This window comes from Rhodococcus sp. AQ5-07 (assembly GCF_009707305.1).
Lineage (GTDB): Bacteria > Actinomycetota > Actinomycetes > Mycobacteriales > Mycobacteriaceae > Rhodococcus_F > Rhodococcus_F erythropolis.
Genome location: NZ_CP046102.1, coordinates 23,020 through 35,677, shown reverse-complemented (window position 1 = coordinate 35,677; position 12,658 = coordinate 23,020). Strand labels below are relative to the sequence as shown.

The 12,658-nt window shown below is 58.4% G+C and carries 20 protein-coding genes; 17 read left to right on the top strand and 3 right to left on the bottom strand.

Features of this window, described 5'->3' with window-relative positions:
- The first annotated feature begins 244 nt into the window (after positions 1-244).
- Together GJB56_RS31110 and GJB56_RS32175 are read left to right on the top strand one after the other, a co-directional pair.
- Positions 245-1,573 carry an AlbA family DNA-binding domain-containing protein gene (locus GJB56_RS31110; RefSeq protein WP_162793465.1) on the top strand — a complete coding sequence of 443 codons (1,329 nt, stop codon included), beginning with the start codon at positions 245-247 and terminating at the stop codon, positions 1,571-1,573.
- Between the two features lie 314 nt (positions 1,574-1,887).
- Positions 1,888-2,031: an SOS response-associated peptidase family protein gene (locus tag GJB56_RS32175; protein ID WP_442792737.1), complete on the top strand. Its 144-nt coding sequence runs from the start codon at positions 1,888-1,890 to the stop codon at positions 2,029-2,031.
- 133 nt (positions 2,032-2,164) lie between these two features.
- On the opposite strand, the gene GJB56_RS32170 is transcribed toward GJB56_RS32175, so the two are convergent.
- Positions 2,165-2,269, bottom strand: coding sequence for a hypothetical protein (locus GJB56_RS32170; protein WP_442792736.1), 105 nt, complete (start codon positions 2,267-2,269; stop codon positions 2,165-2,167).
- Here GJB56_RS32170 and GJB56_RS31095 point away from each other — a divergent pair.
- Together GJB56_RS31095 and GJB56_RS31090 are read left to right on the top strand one after the other, a co-directional pair.
- Entirely contained in the window at positions 2,236-3,039 is an 804-nt protein-coding gene (locus GJB56_RS31095) for a hypothetical protein (protein WP_195849661.1), read from the top strand. The two genes, GJB56_RS32170 and GJB56_RS31095, sit on opposite strands and share 34 nt — an antisense overlap.
- Complete coding sequence (locus GJB56_RS31090) at positions 3,036-3,374, top strand: hypothetical protein (RefSeq protein ID WP_113684380.1); 339 nt, start codon at positions 3,036-3,038, stop codon at positions 3,372-3,374. Before GJB56_RS31095 ends, GJB56_RS31090 begins: the two co-directional genes overlap by 4 nt.
- 78 nt (positions 3,375-3,452) lie before the next feature.
- Here GJB56_RS31090 and GJB56_RS31085 read toward each other — a convergent pair whose 3' ends face one another.
- Positions 3,453-3,827 carry a hypothetical protein gene (locus tag GJB56_RS31085; RefSeq protein ID WP_154606764.1) on the bottom strand — a complete coding sequence of 125 codons (375 nt, stop codon included), beginning with the start codon at positions 3,825-3,827 and terminating at the stop codon, positions 3,453-3,455.
- Positions 3,828-4,589: 762 nt separating this feature from the next.
- Between GJB56_RS31085 and GJB56_RS31080 the strand changes: the two genes are divergently transcribed.
- The 13 genes from GJB56_RS31080 to GJB56_RS31030 all read left to right on the top strand — a co-directional run bounded on the left by GJB56_RS31080 (position 4,590) and on the right by GJB56_RS31030 (position 10,855).
- The gene (locus GJB56_RS31080; protein WP_113684378.1) at positions 4,590-4,787 is read left to right on the top strand and encodes a hypothetical protein; all 198 of its coding nucleotides are present in this window, start codon (positions 4,590-4,592) and stop codon (positions 4,785-4,787) included.
- 33 nt (positions 4,788-4,820) lie between these two features.
- Positions 4,821-5,027: a hypothetical protein gene (locus tag GJB56_RS31075; RefSeq protein ID WP_113684377.1), complete on the top strand. Its 207-nt coding sequence runs from the start codon at positions 4,821-4,823 to the stop codon at positions 5,025-5,027.
- A 33-nt stretch (positions 5,028-5,060) separates the two neighbouring features.
- Positions 5,061-5,315: a hypothetical protein gene (locus GJB56_RS31070; protein ID WP_113684376.1), complete on the top strand. Its 255-nt coding sequence runs from the start codon at positions 5,061-5,063 to the stop codon at positions 5,313-5,315.
- 86 nt (positions 5,316-5,401) lie between these two features.
- A complete protein-coding gene (locus tag GJB56_RS31065) occupies positions 5,402-6,964 on the top strand; it encodes a ParB/RepB/Spo0J family partition protein (protein ID WP_113684375.1) in 1,563 nt (520 codons plus the stop codon).
- 564 nt (positions 6,965-7,528) lie between these two features.
- The gene (nrdH, locus tag GJB56_RS31060) at positions 7,529-7,759 is read left to right on the top strand and encodes a glutaredoxin-like protein NrdH (RefSeq protein WP_113684374.1); all 231 of its coding nucleotides are present in this window, start codon (positions 7,529-7,531) and stop codon (positions 7,757-7,759) included.
- Between the two features lie 32 nt (positions 7,760-7,791).
- Positions 7,792-8,112, top strand: a complete 321-nt coding sequence (locus tag GJB56_RS31055; protein ID WP_113684373.1) for a hypothetical protein — start codon at positions 7,792-7,794, stop codon at positions 8,110-8,112.
- Positions 8,113-8,118: 6 nt separating this feature from the next.
- On the top strand, positions 8,119-8,694 hold the full coding sequence (locus tag GJB56_RS31050; RefSeq protein ID WP_113684372.1) for a DnaB-like helicase N-terminal domain-containing protein: 576 nt from the start codon (positions 8,119-8,121) through the stop codon (positions 8,692-8,694).
- Positions 8,691-8,885: a hypothetical protein gene (locus tag GJB56_RS31565; RefSeq protein ID WP_162793460.1), complete on the top strand. Its 195-nt coding sequence runs from the start codon at positions 8,691-8,693 to the stop codon at positions 8,883-8,885. The genes GJB56_RS31050 and GJB56_RS31565 overlap by 4 nt, the downstream gene beginning before the upstream one ends.
- Positions 8,882-9,130 carry a hypothetical protein gene (locus tag GJB56_RS31045; protein WP_113684371.1) on the top strand — a complete coding sequence of 83 codons (249 nt, stop codon included), beginning with the start codon at positions 8,882-8,884 and terminating at the stop codon, positions 9,128-9,130. The genes GJB56_RS31565 and GJB56_RS31045 overlap by 4 nt, the downstream gene beginning before the upstream one ends.
- Positions 9,120-9,290 (top strand): hypothetical protein, encoded by a 171-nt coding sequence (locus tag GJB56_RS31560; protein ID WP_195849660.1) that lies wholly within the window; start codon positions 9,120-9,122, stop codon positions 9,288-9,290. The genes GJB56_RS31045 and GJB56_RS31560 overlap by 11 nt, the downstream gene beginning before the upstream one ends.
- Positions 9,291-9,382: 92 nt before the next feature.
- Positions 9,383-9,727, top strand: a complete 345-nt coding sequence (locus GJB56_RS31040) for a hypothetical protein (RefSeq protein ID WP_154606763.1) — start codon at positions 9,383-9,385, stop codon at positions 9,725-9,727.
- 226 nt (positions 9,728-9,953) lie between these two features.
- Positions 9,954-10,316, top strand: coding sequence for a hypothetical protein (locus tag GJB56_RS31035; RefSeq protein ID WP_113684369.1), 363 nt, complete (start codon positions 9,954-9,956; stop codon positions 10,314-10,316).
- 50 nt (positions 10,317-10,366) lie between these two features.
- Entirely contained in the window at positions 10,367-10,855 is a 489-nt protein-coding gene (locus tag GJB56_RS31030) for a hypothetical protein (protein ID WP_154606762.1), read from the top strand.
- Positions 10,856-11,456: 601 nt separating this feature from the next.
- Here the strand turns inward: GJB56_RS31030 and GJB56_RS31025 are convergent.
- The gene (locus GJB56_RS31025) at positions 11,457-12,461 is read right to left on the bottom strand and encodes a hypothetical protein (protein ID WP_154606761.1); all 1,005 of its coding nucleotides are present in this window, start codon (positions 12,459-12,461) and stop codon (positions 11,457-11,459) included.
- Positions 12,462-12,658 lie beyond the last annotated feature (197 nt).

Genomic DNA, 12,658 nt, shown 5'->3' with positions numbered 1-12,658 from the left:
CGTTGGGCTCACGATCTGTGTCCACAAGCTCATGAAGGGTCAAAACACTGTTTCGGCAGCTCACGCAAAATCGGGCTGCCTCAGCGACATCACGGCCGGGGCAGATCAGCCTCCCACAATACTCACACAAGATGGTTAATTTTCGTCCGACGACATCCGTTCAGTTTTCACTCGTCGCCGACATGCATGTCTTGCCATAACAAAACACCCTGATTTGCAGGACAAGACATGCCAAAATGTCACCGTGACCCTGAACATCGCCACTGACCGTGCCTTCCGATCCGACGACGAACTTGAACAGCTGGTCAGGGCAGTTCTAGCGGCCAACAAAAACGACGAGAGCAGATGGCTGGAATGGAAGAGCAGCCACGACCTGACTACCAGCGAGGCACTATTCGCCATCGCCAAAGCCGTTCTTGGGTTCGCGAACCGAACGATCATCGACGCCAACAAAACCTGCGAGGGCACTGCCTACCTAGTCGTCGGAGCAGAGCATGATCACGGGTTAATCGGTGTCGCGGCAACGGACGGCGCACTTCTTGGTCAGAAGCTCAAGACCTACATTGGGGGAGCGGTTCGATGGACTCTCGCCTTCGTCGAGATCGATGGAAAGGCTGTCCTCGTCGTCACCGTCGATGCGCCTCGTCCAGGTGACTCTATGCACACGCTTCGTAAGAATTACGAAAAGTTCCACGCCGGCACCATCTTCGTTCGTCGCGCAGGGCGCACCGAATACGCAGGCCCCGAGGACATTCGGCTACTTGAGGAACGACTGCTCGCAGGCCAACGAACCCTCGAAATTTCCGACATTGTTGTTCGGCCCCAATGTCCTGAACCATTGTTCATTATCGATGACTCTCCGAAGAAGATCGCACAGTGGGTTGAGGCCCGACGTGCTTCGATCGAGCAGACCGTACCGGATCCGACACCATTTCAAAGCGCGATGAATCGTGACACCGGCGTATGGGACAGAAAACGCCGAAATTTCGACTCACAGGTCGACAAATATATGACTGACGTTGAACGTATTTTGCCCTTCGCCGCACGTCAGGCATTAGTTGAAAGCTCAGGGAACAAGCTGCGTGTGATGGTTCAGAACACGTCGGGCCATGCTTTGAGTTCCGTTCTAATGAGGCTTTCGTTCCCGTCAGATCTGGTCGAAGTCTTTGACGGTCACGTTGGTGGGGAGTATTCACTCCCTAGCCCACCAGTCTGGCAGAACATCGACTTCGCTCCACATTTTCCAGATCCTTTGGCCAAGTTCGAAGCATTGCAGAACCTCCAGTTCCACCTGTCGTGCGAAGATAGTCGGCTCATCTTGGAATGGAGGGTGGGGAATCTTCAAGCGGACCACCGCCTGACGTCGCCGGCTTTCACGGTGCTACCGCAGTCAATCGAAACCCAATCATTGACCGTGGAGTGGGCACTATCAAGCTCAGACCGCGAAGGCCGTCAGACCGGGACGTTTGATCTGGATGTCGATCAGAACAACTATATGCCGCTAGCGATCGCAGAGTCGCTTGACTCCGCGTTCACGCCTCTCCTGCCTGCAATGACAGGTCCTTTGTCTTAGACTTCTTCAAATCAATCGCTTTGAGCTCAACGATGCGAACTTTCTTCTGCAAATGGACTGAATATATTTCGAGGTGAATCACCCCGACTCTCCGGAGCGATTCACCATGCAAACCGTCGGCGACGAGCTCCCGCCGTCCTACAACGTCGCCCCCACATAACCCGTCCGTGTGATCCTCGAACGACCCCCACGCGACGAACCCGCCGCCGAACCCCAGCGCCAGCTCCGCACCGTCAGCTTGACCTGATCGCAATGGCCGGACTCTACGAGTTGTGGCCCGATCCCGAACTGCCCGAAGATGATCCGACAAATGGATATGGACCTGCGCAGTCCTCACCCGGCCGGCCACCGATGCCACGGGACACATACACGACAGATCCCCGCTGATCTTGCCCGAATCGTTCTGGGAGCACTGGCGCGACCCGAACCTCACCGACAAGGTGAGGTTCAGGCCATGATCAACTCCGTTCCGGAGCCGCATCTCGAACCGTACGAAGTCTCCACCGCTGTGAACTCTCCGAGAAACAACGATCCGAGATTGCTCGAGCCGGTGGCCCGACAGTAGCGATCAGGGCCTCTTTCGATACGGTTCTAATCGAACTTGTGTTCGAGTACCCTGGGTGTGCGGGAAGTACGCGCGGATCCAGGAAAGCGGGGCGACGATGAACCAACAGCCCCACTCATCAGTAACGACAGTGCTGACCAAGGCGGAAAAGCTCGAACAGTTACGCCGCAAGATAGCCTCGATCCCTGCCCGCTCCGACGTCACCGAACCCGCTACGCCGTCGGTGATGCTCAAATCCGTAGGCGAGCGCGAGCCGGCTCCGATTGTCGCCACCGCGCAATCGACCCTCCGGATGCTTCCCGTCCCTACTCCGATCGGTGACCTACTCCCACGCGGGGGACTGGCACGCGGAACCGTCGTCAGCGTCGACGGCGCAGCATCAGTCCTCATCGGCCTGCTCGCCACCGTCACCGCCGCCGGCGGACACGTCGCCATAATCGGAATGCCCGGCCTCGGACTCCTCTCCTTCCACGAGCAAGGTGGAAATCTAGCGAAGCTCGCCCTCATCCCTCAGCCAAAGGACGCCGCAATCGACTGCGCCGCAATTTTGCTGGAGGGCTTCGACGTAGTTGTCCTGGGTCTCGCCGGAGGTGGTGTGACGCCCTCTCGTGGGCGAGCGGTCGCTGCACGTGTGAGAAGTAAGGGATCACTGCTCATAGTCACTGAGGGGCAATGGGACGGTCCGGATCTGCGGATCTCGTCCCGAGTTTCCGGATACTCAGGACTATCCGCGGGGAGAGGGCGAGTGACAGGGGTCCAGCTCGACGTCGCGGCCGCCGGCAGAGGATTCCAGCAACGCACCGGACGCATGGAGGTCCGCGACGACACCGGACAACTCCGCTGGGCCTCCGTCGACGACGCCCTCGCCGCCGGGGTATCGCCATTGAGGGCGGCGCAGTGATCAACACCGACCACTGGTCCGAACGATGGCCCGCTCACCCCGTGATCAGGACATTCGACCTGCCGCGGGCAGTGAAAGTCGACATCGGCCGTGCGCTCCCGCTCGGCCGCGGGGGAGCCTCACGCGCCGATCACGTAAGCATGCGGGTGAAAACGTCCGCGCTCTACATGTCCGGATACCTCGACGGCATTCTCAAATTCTGGGCAAGGATGCACGACGGGCAATGGTTGGCCGGGGTAACCGTGCGAGTCACCGATGCCGGCGGAACTAACCTCGTAGAGATCGACATGCTCGTGACCGCGGACGCCATCGCGGAAGTGCCGGCCACCACTTGAACGGGGCAATTACGGACACGCGAAAAGGGCCGGTGAGTTATGCGCTCACCGGCCCTACGCGTACGAACTCGACCTAGGTCACCAGTTCTGGAGGATGTAGATGTTGTTGTTCCAGATCGCAGGATCGGTGAGCGAGAAGGAGATCTCGCCTCGGTGGGACGCTGTTTCCTCGACCAACTGATCGATGCTGGCGTAGACGTACTGGCCGTCGCCCTTGTAGATCGAGCCTTCGCCGAGGGCGATGCTCCAGTATTCGTTCGGAACAACCTCGAGGAAATCCGCGGCATTGGTGTCGGCAATGAATTGAGTTTCGTTCGGATCGAATCGAATGCCGACATACCCGTTGCCGGAGTACGGGGTTGCGGCAGATGCGGCACCCGCGCCGAGGAGGGCGGCAGCGCCGGCTGCGACCGGGACCAGCAGCGTAGCTACGGCCATACGTGAACGGGACATGGAAACCTCCTGTGACGCGAAGGCTGCATCGGCCGCAACCCACTTTGATGTAACTGACGGTATCGCAGAATCGAGTAACCGAACATTTGCGACAAGATGACCTCGGTCACGTGGTCGAGGGACCGGAAGTCCGGCATTTGCGCCGCTCGCACTTTATGACTAGGTGAAATGGTGGTTGCAGGCCGGGAATGTGCACACGGAAACGGGCCGCTTGCCGCTTTCTTTCCCTGTGAGTGAATTTCTGGCACTCAACCCGGTCGGTCGGACTGCCTACTCCATCCGCCTGCCCGGCGGCCCGGCCACCTGCGGTGTCCCCCGAAGAGAACTCCGCTGCGCTCCGTTCCGGAAAAGCGTCTTATTTGTTTCTCCTTCTGGCCTTCCGATTCTGACCGGCGGTGACCTGCGCGCAACCGCTGACTCCGCTTCGCTCCGGCCTTCGGCTCGAAAGACTTTTTCAACCCGCACTCGCAGGCTCGCAGAAAAACTCTTCCGCTCACCAGTTGCACTCCGGCCCCCTCATGCCGGTCCAACTCTCCTATGCCAGAAGGCGAAAAAAATTGGCGGGGAACGGGATTGGTCCCCAGTCGCGAACGAAAGGTCACCGATGAGCGACGACTACAACGCAGCAACCAGCCACTACGCCGGACTGACTTGCGGGTGCGGTGACTACTCCTGCCCTCGCATGCACAACGACGCCGCACAGTGCGTCAACGCCGAGTAGCGACAACCACCCACCAACCTCGAGCAAAGGAAAACCAACCGATGAGCACCGAGACCCCCACCCTCGCACCCGCACTGGCCGCAGTTACCTCGGCAACCGCAGCCCTCGATGCAGCGATGTTCGACCCCAACCGCGAAGGGTTCACCGACATCACCGCCCTGGTCGACGCCTTCGCCGCAGCCCGCGCCGCCGGACACCCCGAGGAGGACATCGCCGCCGCCGCCACCCCCACCAACTAGCCGACCACCAGTTACCAGCAAAGGAACACCGACATGAGCACCGCAATCATCAACCTCGAGGAAACCACACCCCGCCAATTGAGCGCCGAAGAGCGCAACGAGCAGGTTCGTCGCCTGGCGACCTGGGCCGCAGCGGAACTCGCACACGCGAAGTGCCTCCCACACGGCCGCGTCCGAAGCGGCCACCTCACCAACGCCGAGAACGCCCTCACAGACGCCTCCGCACTGCTCGCCGCATGACCGAGGACACCAACCCAACCGAAAGGGAAAACCATGTACGACTACGACCTGCACAACATCTGCGAGAAAGCAGATGCCTGGGCGAAGTTGTTCGAGACAGCCGAATATCTCGACAGCGTCGTCGAGCACAACTGCTGCTCGGAAATCGACGTGTTCGTGGAGCTGCTCATCGCGCTCGACTACCACGGCCACGCCTCCGACCTGATGGACGCACACATCGAGGCCGATAGCTGCCGAGACCGTCACCCCACGGCCGATCAAGTGATCTTGGAACCGGCCACCGCTTGAGACCGAAAACCCTACGGAAACAACACAACACCGGGCAGCTGATATCTGCCCGGTGTCGTGTCCCGAAATCTACGAGAGGCAACACCATGACCGCAACACACACCGCCCCCGCAGCACTCGAGGTCGCGCAGCTGCACCCCGACGCCCTCGACATCGGCGAGAACGTCCGCGACAGCGTCGATCTGGCGCAGACGCCCGACTTCGTCGAATCCATCCGCGAAAACGGAGTACTCGAAGCGATCAGCGCCGTCCGGACCGCAGACGGAACGATCGTCGTCCGCGACGGCCAACGCCGCACCCTCGCCGCCCGCGAAACCGGCCTGACCAGCATCCCCGTCGTGATCTACCCCGACACCGAAGGTAGTGACAAGGCCCGCGCCGTCGACCGGATCGGCAAGCAGATCACCGCCAACCGGCACCGCGAAGGGTTGACCGCAGCTCAGCACACCCGAGGTGTCGCGCAGATGCTCGAATTCGGCGCATCCATCACGAAGGTGTCGAAGACCCTCGCGATGGACAAAAAGGACGTGAAAGCCCAAGCAGCGGTGGGAAAAGCCGAGGCGGCCCGCGCAGCCCTCGACTCCGGACAGCTCGACCTCGCACACGCGGCAGTAGTGGCCGAGTTCGAGGAAGCCGGAGACACCGAAGCCGTCGAAAAGCTCCTGACCACCAGGTCTTACGACTTCGACCACGTAGCGGAGCGACTACGCGGGTTGCGCGAAGAACGGGAGGCATACGCCGCAGCCGCAGCCCCGTTCGCGGAGAAGGGATTTACGATCCTTCCGCACGATCACGTCAGTTTCGGGGAGGAGGTGCCGTCCCCGTCCGACCTGGTCACCACAGACGGCGACGAGGTCACCCCGGACATGATCGACGCAGCCCCGCAGTTCTGGGCGGTGTTCCTGGGGCAGGAAGACGCATTTTTCGACAAAGCCACCGGTGAGCGCGTCGATTACGACGATGTCGATTGGGACACCGAGGACGACGATTCCGCCGTACCCGACGAAGGGCTACGGCACGCCAACACCGTCGACTACCGGCCCGAATACCTCCCGGAATACTGGTGCACCGACCAACAAGGCGCAGGACTCGAACCGCACCCGATCATCGACGCCGTTCCCGCCGCCGCAGATGGCAGCGGAAACGACCCCGCCGAAGCAGCTCGGGCAGTGCGCGAGCAGGAAGCGAAGGACAAGCAGGAACGGCGACGAGTCCGCGAGCTGAACAAGCAGGCAGAGGCCGCGACCACCGTCCGACGCGAGTTTCTGCGCACGACCTTGCTCGCCCGCAAGACCCCGCCGAAAACGGCGGCGGCCTACGTTGCGGCCACCCTCGCCCGCGATCCCGGACTGATCTCGGAGTACAAGGCAGCGGAATCGCTCGGTGAGCTGCTCGGATTCAAGGGCTACTACCCAGGGAAAGAACTGGCCGAGCAAGTGGCGAAGGTGTGCGAGGCTCGCGCTCAGGTGCTGCTTCTCGCGCTGGTGATCGCCGCGCAAGAGTCCCGCATGGTCAAAGACGCATGGCGATCGGGGCCCAAGAACGCCGACCAGTACCTCAGTTTCCTGATGGAACAGGGCTACACCCTCGCCGCCGTCGAGGAAATCATCACCGGACAGCTCACATTCGACGAGGTCGCGATCGACTGACCCAATGAAGCGGCGATCCCCGGCCCGAAAGGGGTTGGGGATCGTCCGCCCTTCCGCCCCGCACTATCAATCCCTGGCCGGCGGTAAGAGCCACCGGCGGACCGGAAGGGCGGAATGCGGACACCACTACAGGCACTCGAGAAAGCACCCGGCCGCCGGCCACGAACCACGATAAAAGCGCAAGGAAAAGGAACTGACCCGCCCCGGTGTGAACATTCTTCTATCCCGACACTCGCGCATCAAGGCCGCGCCGAAAATAATATGCACACGCGCCACTCGCACGCTCGAACAACGGCGCTACGATATTTTTTCTCCGCTCACCTTGGCCCGCTCCCGCCGAGACCAGAATATCGGCACATATCGGGGGAAGGTGTAGAAAGTGCAGGTAGACCGCGCAAAACTAGCTGTATATGTCATGGCCGAGTGTTAGTGAATGAATCTTGGAATGATTGAAGATGTCATTAACGAAAGCGGAAACTAATCGAAGAAATACCCGTTAGAGTATTGGTTTATATTGCATTGTTCGATAGAATGAAATCAATAAAGAATCACTGACGAGGGGGAATGGCGATCACCGTATACACCAAGCCTGCATGTGTGCAATGCAATGCCACTTACCGTGCACTCGACAAAGTGGGAATCGAATACGACGTCATCGACATCACCGAAAACGCGCAGGCCCGCGATTACGTCATGAGCCTGGGATACCTGCAAGCCCCCGTCGTCGTCGCAGGGGAAAACCACTGGAGCGGATTCCGCCCCGACGAAATCAAGAAACTCACCACGGCCGCCTGACCGGCAACCGTCACCAGCGAAACGAGGACACCATGACCGCCGCAGCATTCACCTTCACCCCCGACGCAGACTTCGTCGACCGCGCACTCGACGCCGAGCTCCGCCGCGCCAGCGTATCCGTCGACCGCAAACTGCGCACCATGCTCGCCGCCCTCGACGACTCCCTCGCCAGAATCAGCGACGCACGCGAAGAACTGCACACCCTCTACACCGCACCCGACACGGACACCGCCGAAGTTGTTGCCGGCCATGACCAGGACATCGCAACCCACCTTGAGGACGCAGCCCGCAACCTCCGCGCAGCCGCCGAGATCCTGCGCAGCCACCGGCAACTCACCTCACCGCGACCCTGACCTCCCATGCCCACCGGCGACAGCAAGGATCCCGACGTGACACTCTCACTGGCCACCGTCCCCGACTTCGACGACCTCACCAGCGAAAGCGACGAGATAGACGAGTACAGCACCGCCCTCGATGTCGAAGCTCAACTCCTGTGCTCGCTGCTCTGGGCATCCGCCGAGAGCGCGAAACGTGCCGTCGCAGCTCTGACCAGCGCAGACTTCTACCGGCCCGTGAACGCGGCACTGTTCACCGCCATCTCCGAACTCGCTCTGGCCGGCAAACCCCACAACAGTGCCCACGTCTTCACCACCTTGCAGCAGGAAGGCCGCACCAGCGGGCACCTCGGGAAACAGCTCACCAAAGCGCTCACCGACATCACCACCATCGGCGTCCCGTCCGCTGAACTCGAGCACAACATCGGCGCAGTCCTCACCCAGGCATACCGCCGCGGATTCCGCGAAGCAGCACGATCCCTCGCCCAAGCCGCGGAAGAGCTCCCCGAAGACCAACTGTTCGAACACCTGCTCAGCATCGGCCGCGAACGCCGCGCAGCTTCCCAACGCCTCGCCGCCATCCGCGAAGGCCGAGCATGACAAACAAGCCAAGAGTGTTGAAACACAGCATCTTCGGTGTCCTCGCCCTCGCCGTCGCCGCCCTGGACTTCACCATCGGCACCAAACACATGATCACCGCCGGAATCATCGTCCTCACCGCCTCCGTCTACAGCTTCACCAAAGCCGCCAGACTCCGAAAAGCCCCAACCGACAGAGAGAATCGACCATGACGACCGAAAAAGACACCAGCAAACCCGGCTGGAAAGCGCACACCGTTGTCGCGCTGATCAGCCTCGCCGTAGGCATCATCTTCCTCAGCTTAGGAACAACCGTTTCCCTCATCGCCGGAACAAGCCTCCTCGGATTCGCGGTCTACCACTACGTCCTAGCCCTACGCCTCCGCCGAGAACTCAACACACCCACCGAAGAGAACTCAACACACCCACCGAAGAGAAGGGATCACCATGAGCGATGACGAACACGACGCCTGGCAGCTACACCACCATCACGGAGCCAGCTGGGAAGACGTCGGCGCCGAAATGGGATGCAGCCCCACCACCGCGCAAACCCTCGCAGCCGCCTACGAGAAACGCACCGACAGCGCCGCAGCCCAAACCCAAAACGCCCTGTTTTGACCCCGTCGACACTGCAATCTCTGTCGGACTCGCACGGCACACTCGCCGACAACAACTTTCATGAATCACCCACGAGAAGGAGGGACAACCGCATGGCTATCGCCGCGATCATCGCCGTAGCAGCACTCTTGATCTGGGGATTCGGATCGATCATCGCCCGACTCGCGGGCGCGATCGCAGTCTTCGAAGGACTGCTCCGCATCGGTTTCACCGGCAGCACACCGACCGCCTATGCAATCCTCGGCGCCGGCCTCGGAATCTGGATGACCGGACACTGGATCTGGGCGTTCAAGCACAAAGCCTGGCGCACCCGCCTCGCACTGACCGCCTATAGCCTCCCCGGACTCCACCACCTCGCACCCATCCCCACCAATCACACCCCAAACAGGCCCAGCCTGCCGCCGTATGGCCGAGCAATCATAGAGACGAAGCGATGAGCAAGGTGGACTAGCGATCGTGAAGCCGAGTCAGGGGGTTTCGTCCTCTGTTGCGTCTGCCCCAAGGGCAACCTCGGTTCATTGCGCTCGTGTCGTTGTCCCGGCGGTCGAGGTGTGAGGGCAAGCCGGTGATCCGAAACACGCTACATAAGAGCTGTCGCTGAAACGACCGGAAAAAACGTAGGATGCTCGGCATATCTCATACCAGGAAAGGGCGCACCTCGACATGGCTTCCGAAGGTTTTCCGAATACGAACTCAGACGATTCTGCGCGTTTGACCGAGCACACCATTGGCGTTGCTGAGGTTACTTTCGCTGGACTGTTTGCCCCGGATACGATCGCACAGGCAGTTGAGCAATCCTGGACGCCCGGGTTGACTAAAGATCTCTATCGGAGGCGATGGATTCTCACTAGAATTCTTGAAGAATCTAATTTGGGGTACTTCGGGAAGATTGGATTTGTGCGTGAGGATGAAGTGAACACTCTCGCGTTCGATTCAGAAAAAGGAGATTTTGTTGAGGGGCAAGCTCCTACGGGTGTTACCGTGCCGTTCTTCCTTTCGAAGGATGGAAAAATTAGTTTCAATTAATATCTAATGTAGTCCGTGAGCAGACGTTCATACGCGCTTTTAGTGAGCTCATGAAGACTGAATCCCACTTCGATTGGATTCTCACTCCGCTCGCATATGAGACAAACTATGAAAATTGGTTCCAATCAGTCGAGCGAGTAATCCGTTTCGACTTTACTTTAGATCGCCCAAATCCGCATTACGGTGACGATTATCTGATTGAACAGTTAGTGGAACAGACACATGTGGAACATCTTCGACTTGCGGGGTCAGCGCCGAGTGACGAGGGAGTGAATACTGAATCAGAGCCCTTTCGTCAGGCCCTGGACCATGTGGCCCGAAATTATGGCAGGGCAACTTTGACTGGCGTTGACGAAAATAATGATGAGACAGTCTGGACTAAGTTTAAGGGTGTCGCGTCGAGAACTCTAGCTCGTGTAAGAACACGCGGCCCTGGCCCTCAAGCAAGTGCTGACGAGCTTATGGGTGCGATATCAAATATACCCGCAGGCTCGGCTCCGATGGTTATGGACGGCGCACCCGATGAAATCGCCGGTTGACCGACTCTGGAATGCGCTGAAAAGGAACTGGGATCTCTGTGTCAGCGCTATTCTAGCAACGACTTTTTGTATAACGTCAATTCTCCGTGGGGAAAAATTGGACGGGGTTGGTCCAATTTTGATCGCGGGTATGGCAGTAGGTGCTGCTATTGGGGCGACAACGCTCGTGGCAAGCAGATGGGTTACTGACATGCTTACCAAAGATGAGTACGGTGAATTGATTCGCATGATCGATTCAAGTGAATCCAACGTGCGGAGACCCTATGAGATTGTCGCTACGGCAGCTTTCTTAACTGCATCCCTGTCAATCCTTGTGTTTGTTATCCACCGTGCCATTTCGGAAAATTTTCTTATACTATTGATGGCGATGCTACTCGGCATCGGCATGTACAGCTTCTTGGGGTCTATTACCCTCATTCGGATTACAAGAAGGCACTCCGCGAGAGCTGCGAGAATCCGGTCGCTGAAGGAGAGGAATGCGCGCGAGCGAAGAAGGAACCGTCCGGAATCTGGCCGCGATGATGGGAAACCAGACCCGTCCTGAAAGCTGTTCAGGCAAACTCCCCTCGCTATAAAATTATCGGTAAAATATTTATTTTGATTAAATATCTGATTGACCTGTCCAGTTCCCTACTCTTGTGGTCCGAATGTTAGATATTCCTCGTCGTTCAGTTTTTGCGTCTTGGGACAAATCCTTACGAACCTGAACTGGGCGTTCCCTCCCGGCTATATGAAATTCCAGTAATATTGAAATGGAGGTAGAGTCGTGAATTGATTCGAACAAACTTCTCGGCATTTCACCCGAGGCATGTAGATTTACGCCGTCAGGTGCATCAAAGTAAAATCCGCTGGCAAGTTTCCTGAATCCGGCAGTTGTTTCTTGTGGCGTCGAAAATGAAGCGCCCGTGGATAGATCTAATTCGGCCGTATCGTTGAGATTTGGAAAACTTACTACGGCCTTCATTCTATGAGCAGGGATCGTAATCGCGCGGACAGTCGAGACAAATATGAATCCGGTGAATTGAATTCGTATATTACCTGGGTCGACCTGGTTTTTTGACAGCTCTGCGTCGCTAGGCATGTGCATATAGATTTTGCAGTTAACTAATTCGATTATCGGGGCGTCAGTTTCTTCGGACATCATGAGAATAAGTTCGTGTCGGCGAGCCGTTCGAGTTCTATTTCCGGCGCGGATGGGAACCTCAAAATCGATGCCACCTTCTCCGTTGGCTGAAACTAGGTAGGGAGCTCTGCCGGTTCCGAAGTTAAGCGCGACAATATCCCCCTCGGGCGTGGGAACTACCAAATTCTGCATCTCAGGCGAAATTCTGTCCCCGAAATATTTCTCAACCTGAGGCCACCAGTTTGCCAGTTCGTTAACTGATGCCGGCACGACTTTCCCTTGCTTTTCGTTAACTCCTACGAGCCACATCGAGTCTTCGCCGCGAGCAGCGTTGCATAGGGCGGCAATCTGACGAGCAGCCTTCCGGTGGTTATCAGGCCATTCTGCTTTGCATTCGACTAGGTCGTCTTCCGCCGGACTCGAATTGATGACTCGATCGACCACGCGCAACGCGCGGATCTCAATCTGATGTGCTGTGGTCATCTGGAGATACTAGGGCTTCCGAGAGTGGGGTGCCTGCGATGACGTGAAGGGAGTGTAAATGTTGTCCTCACCCAGTGAAGTCGTTGGGCCGTAAACGATCGTATTCGGCCCACGAATCGATCCGAATCGGCGCGATTGGGCGACCATGCGAAACCGTCGACCGAAACTCATGACCGAAACTAGATCGACCGAAATTG

Coding starts and splice junctions, on each gene's coding strand:
- GJB56_RS31080 (WP_113684378.1), top strand. CDS start 4,590: ATGAGCACCGAGACCCCCACCCTCGCACCCGCACTGGCCGCAGTTACC.
- GJB56_RS31560 (WP_195849660.1), top strand. CDS start 9,120: ATGAGCGATGACGAACACGACGCCTGGCAGCTACACCACCATCACGGA.
- GJB56_RS31085 (WP_154606764.1), bottom strand. CDS start 3,827: ATGTCCCGTTCACGTATGGCCGTAGCTACGCTGCTGGTCCCGGTCGCA.
- GJB56_RS31030 (WP_154606762.1), top strand. CDS start 10,367: ATGAAGACTGAATCCCACTTCGATTGGATTCTCACTCCGCTCGCATAT.
- GJB56_RS31045 (WP_113684371.1), top strand. CDS start 8,882: ATGACGACCGAAAAAGACACCAGCAAACCCGGCTGGAAAGCGCACACC.
- GJB56_RS31070 (WP_113684376.1), top strand. CDS start 5,061: ATGTACGACTACGACCTGCACAACATCTGCGAGAAAGCAGATGCCTGG.
- nrdH (WP_113684374.1), top strand. CDS start 7,529: ATGGCGATCACCGTATACACCAAGCCTGCATGTGTGCAATGCAATGCC.
- GJB56_RS31095 (WP_195849661.1), top strand. CDS start 2,236: ATGAACCAACAGCCCCACTCATCAGTAACGACAGTGCTGACCAAGGCG.
- GJB56_RS31050 (WP_113684372.1), top strand. CDS start 8,119: ATGCCCACCGGCGACAGCAAGGATCCCGACGTGACACTCTCACTGGCC.
- GJB56_RS31035 (WP_113684369.1), top strand. CDS start 9,954: ATGGCTTCCGAAGGTTTTCCGAATACGAACTCAGACGATTCTGCGCGT.
- GJB56_RS31040 (WP_154606763.1), top strand. CDS start 9,383: ATGGCTATCGCCGCGATCATCGCCGTAGCAGCACTCTTGATCTGGGGA.
- GJB56_RS31065 (WP_113684375.1), top strand. CDS start 5,402: ATGACCGCAACACACACCGCCCCCGCAGCACTCGAGGTCGCGCAGCTG.
- GJB56_RS31075 (WP_113684377.1), top strand. CDS start 4,821: ATGAGCACCGCAATCATCAACCTCGAGGAAACCACACCCCGCCAATTG.
- GJB56_RS31565 (WP_162793460.1), top strand. CDS start 8,691: ATGACAAACAAGCCAAGAGTGTTGAAACACAGCATCTTCGGTGTCCTC.
- GJB56_RS31025 (WP_154606761.1), bottom strand. CDS start 12,461: ATGACCACAGCACATCAGATTGAGATCCGCGCGTTGCGCGTGGTCGAT.
- GJB56_RS31055 (WP_113684373.1), top strand. CDS start 7,792: ATGACCGCCGCAGCATTCACCTTCACCCCCGACGCAGACTTCGTCGAC.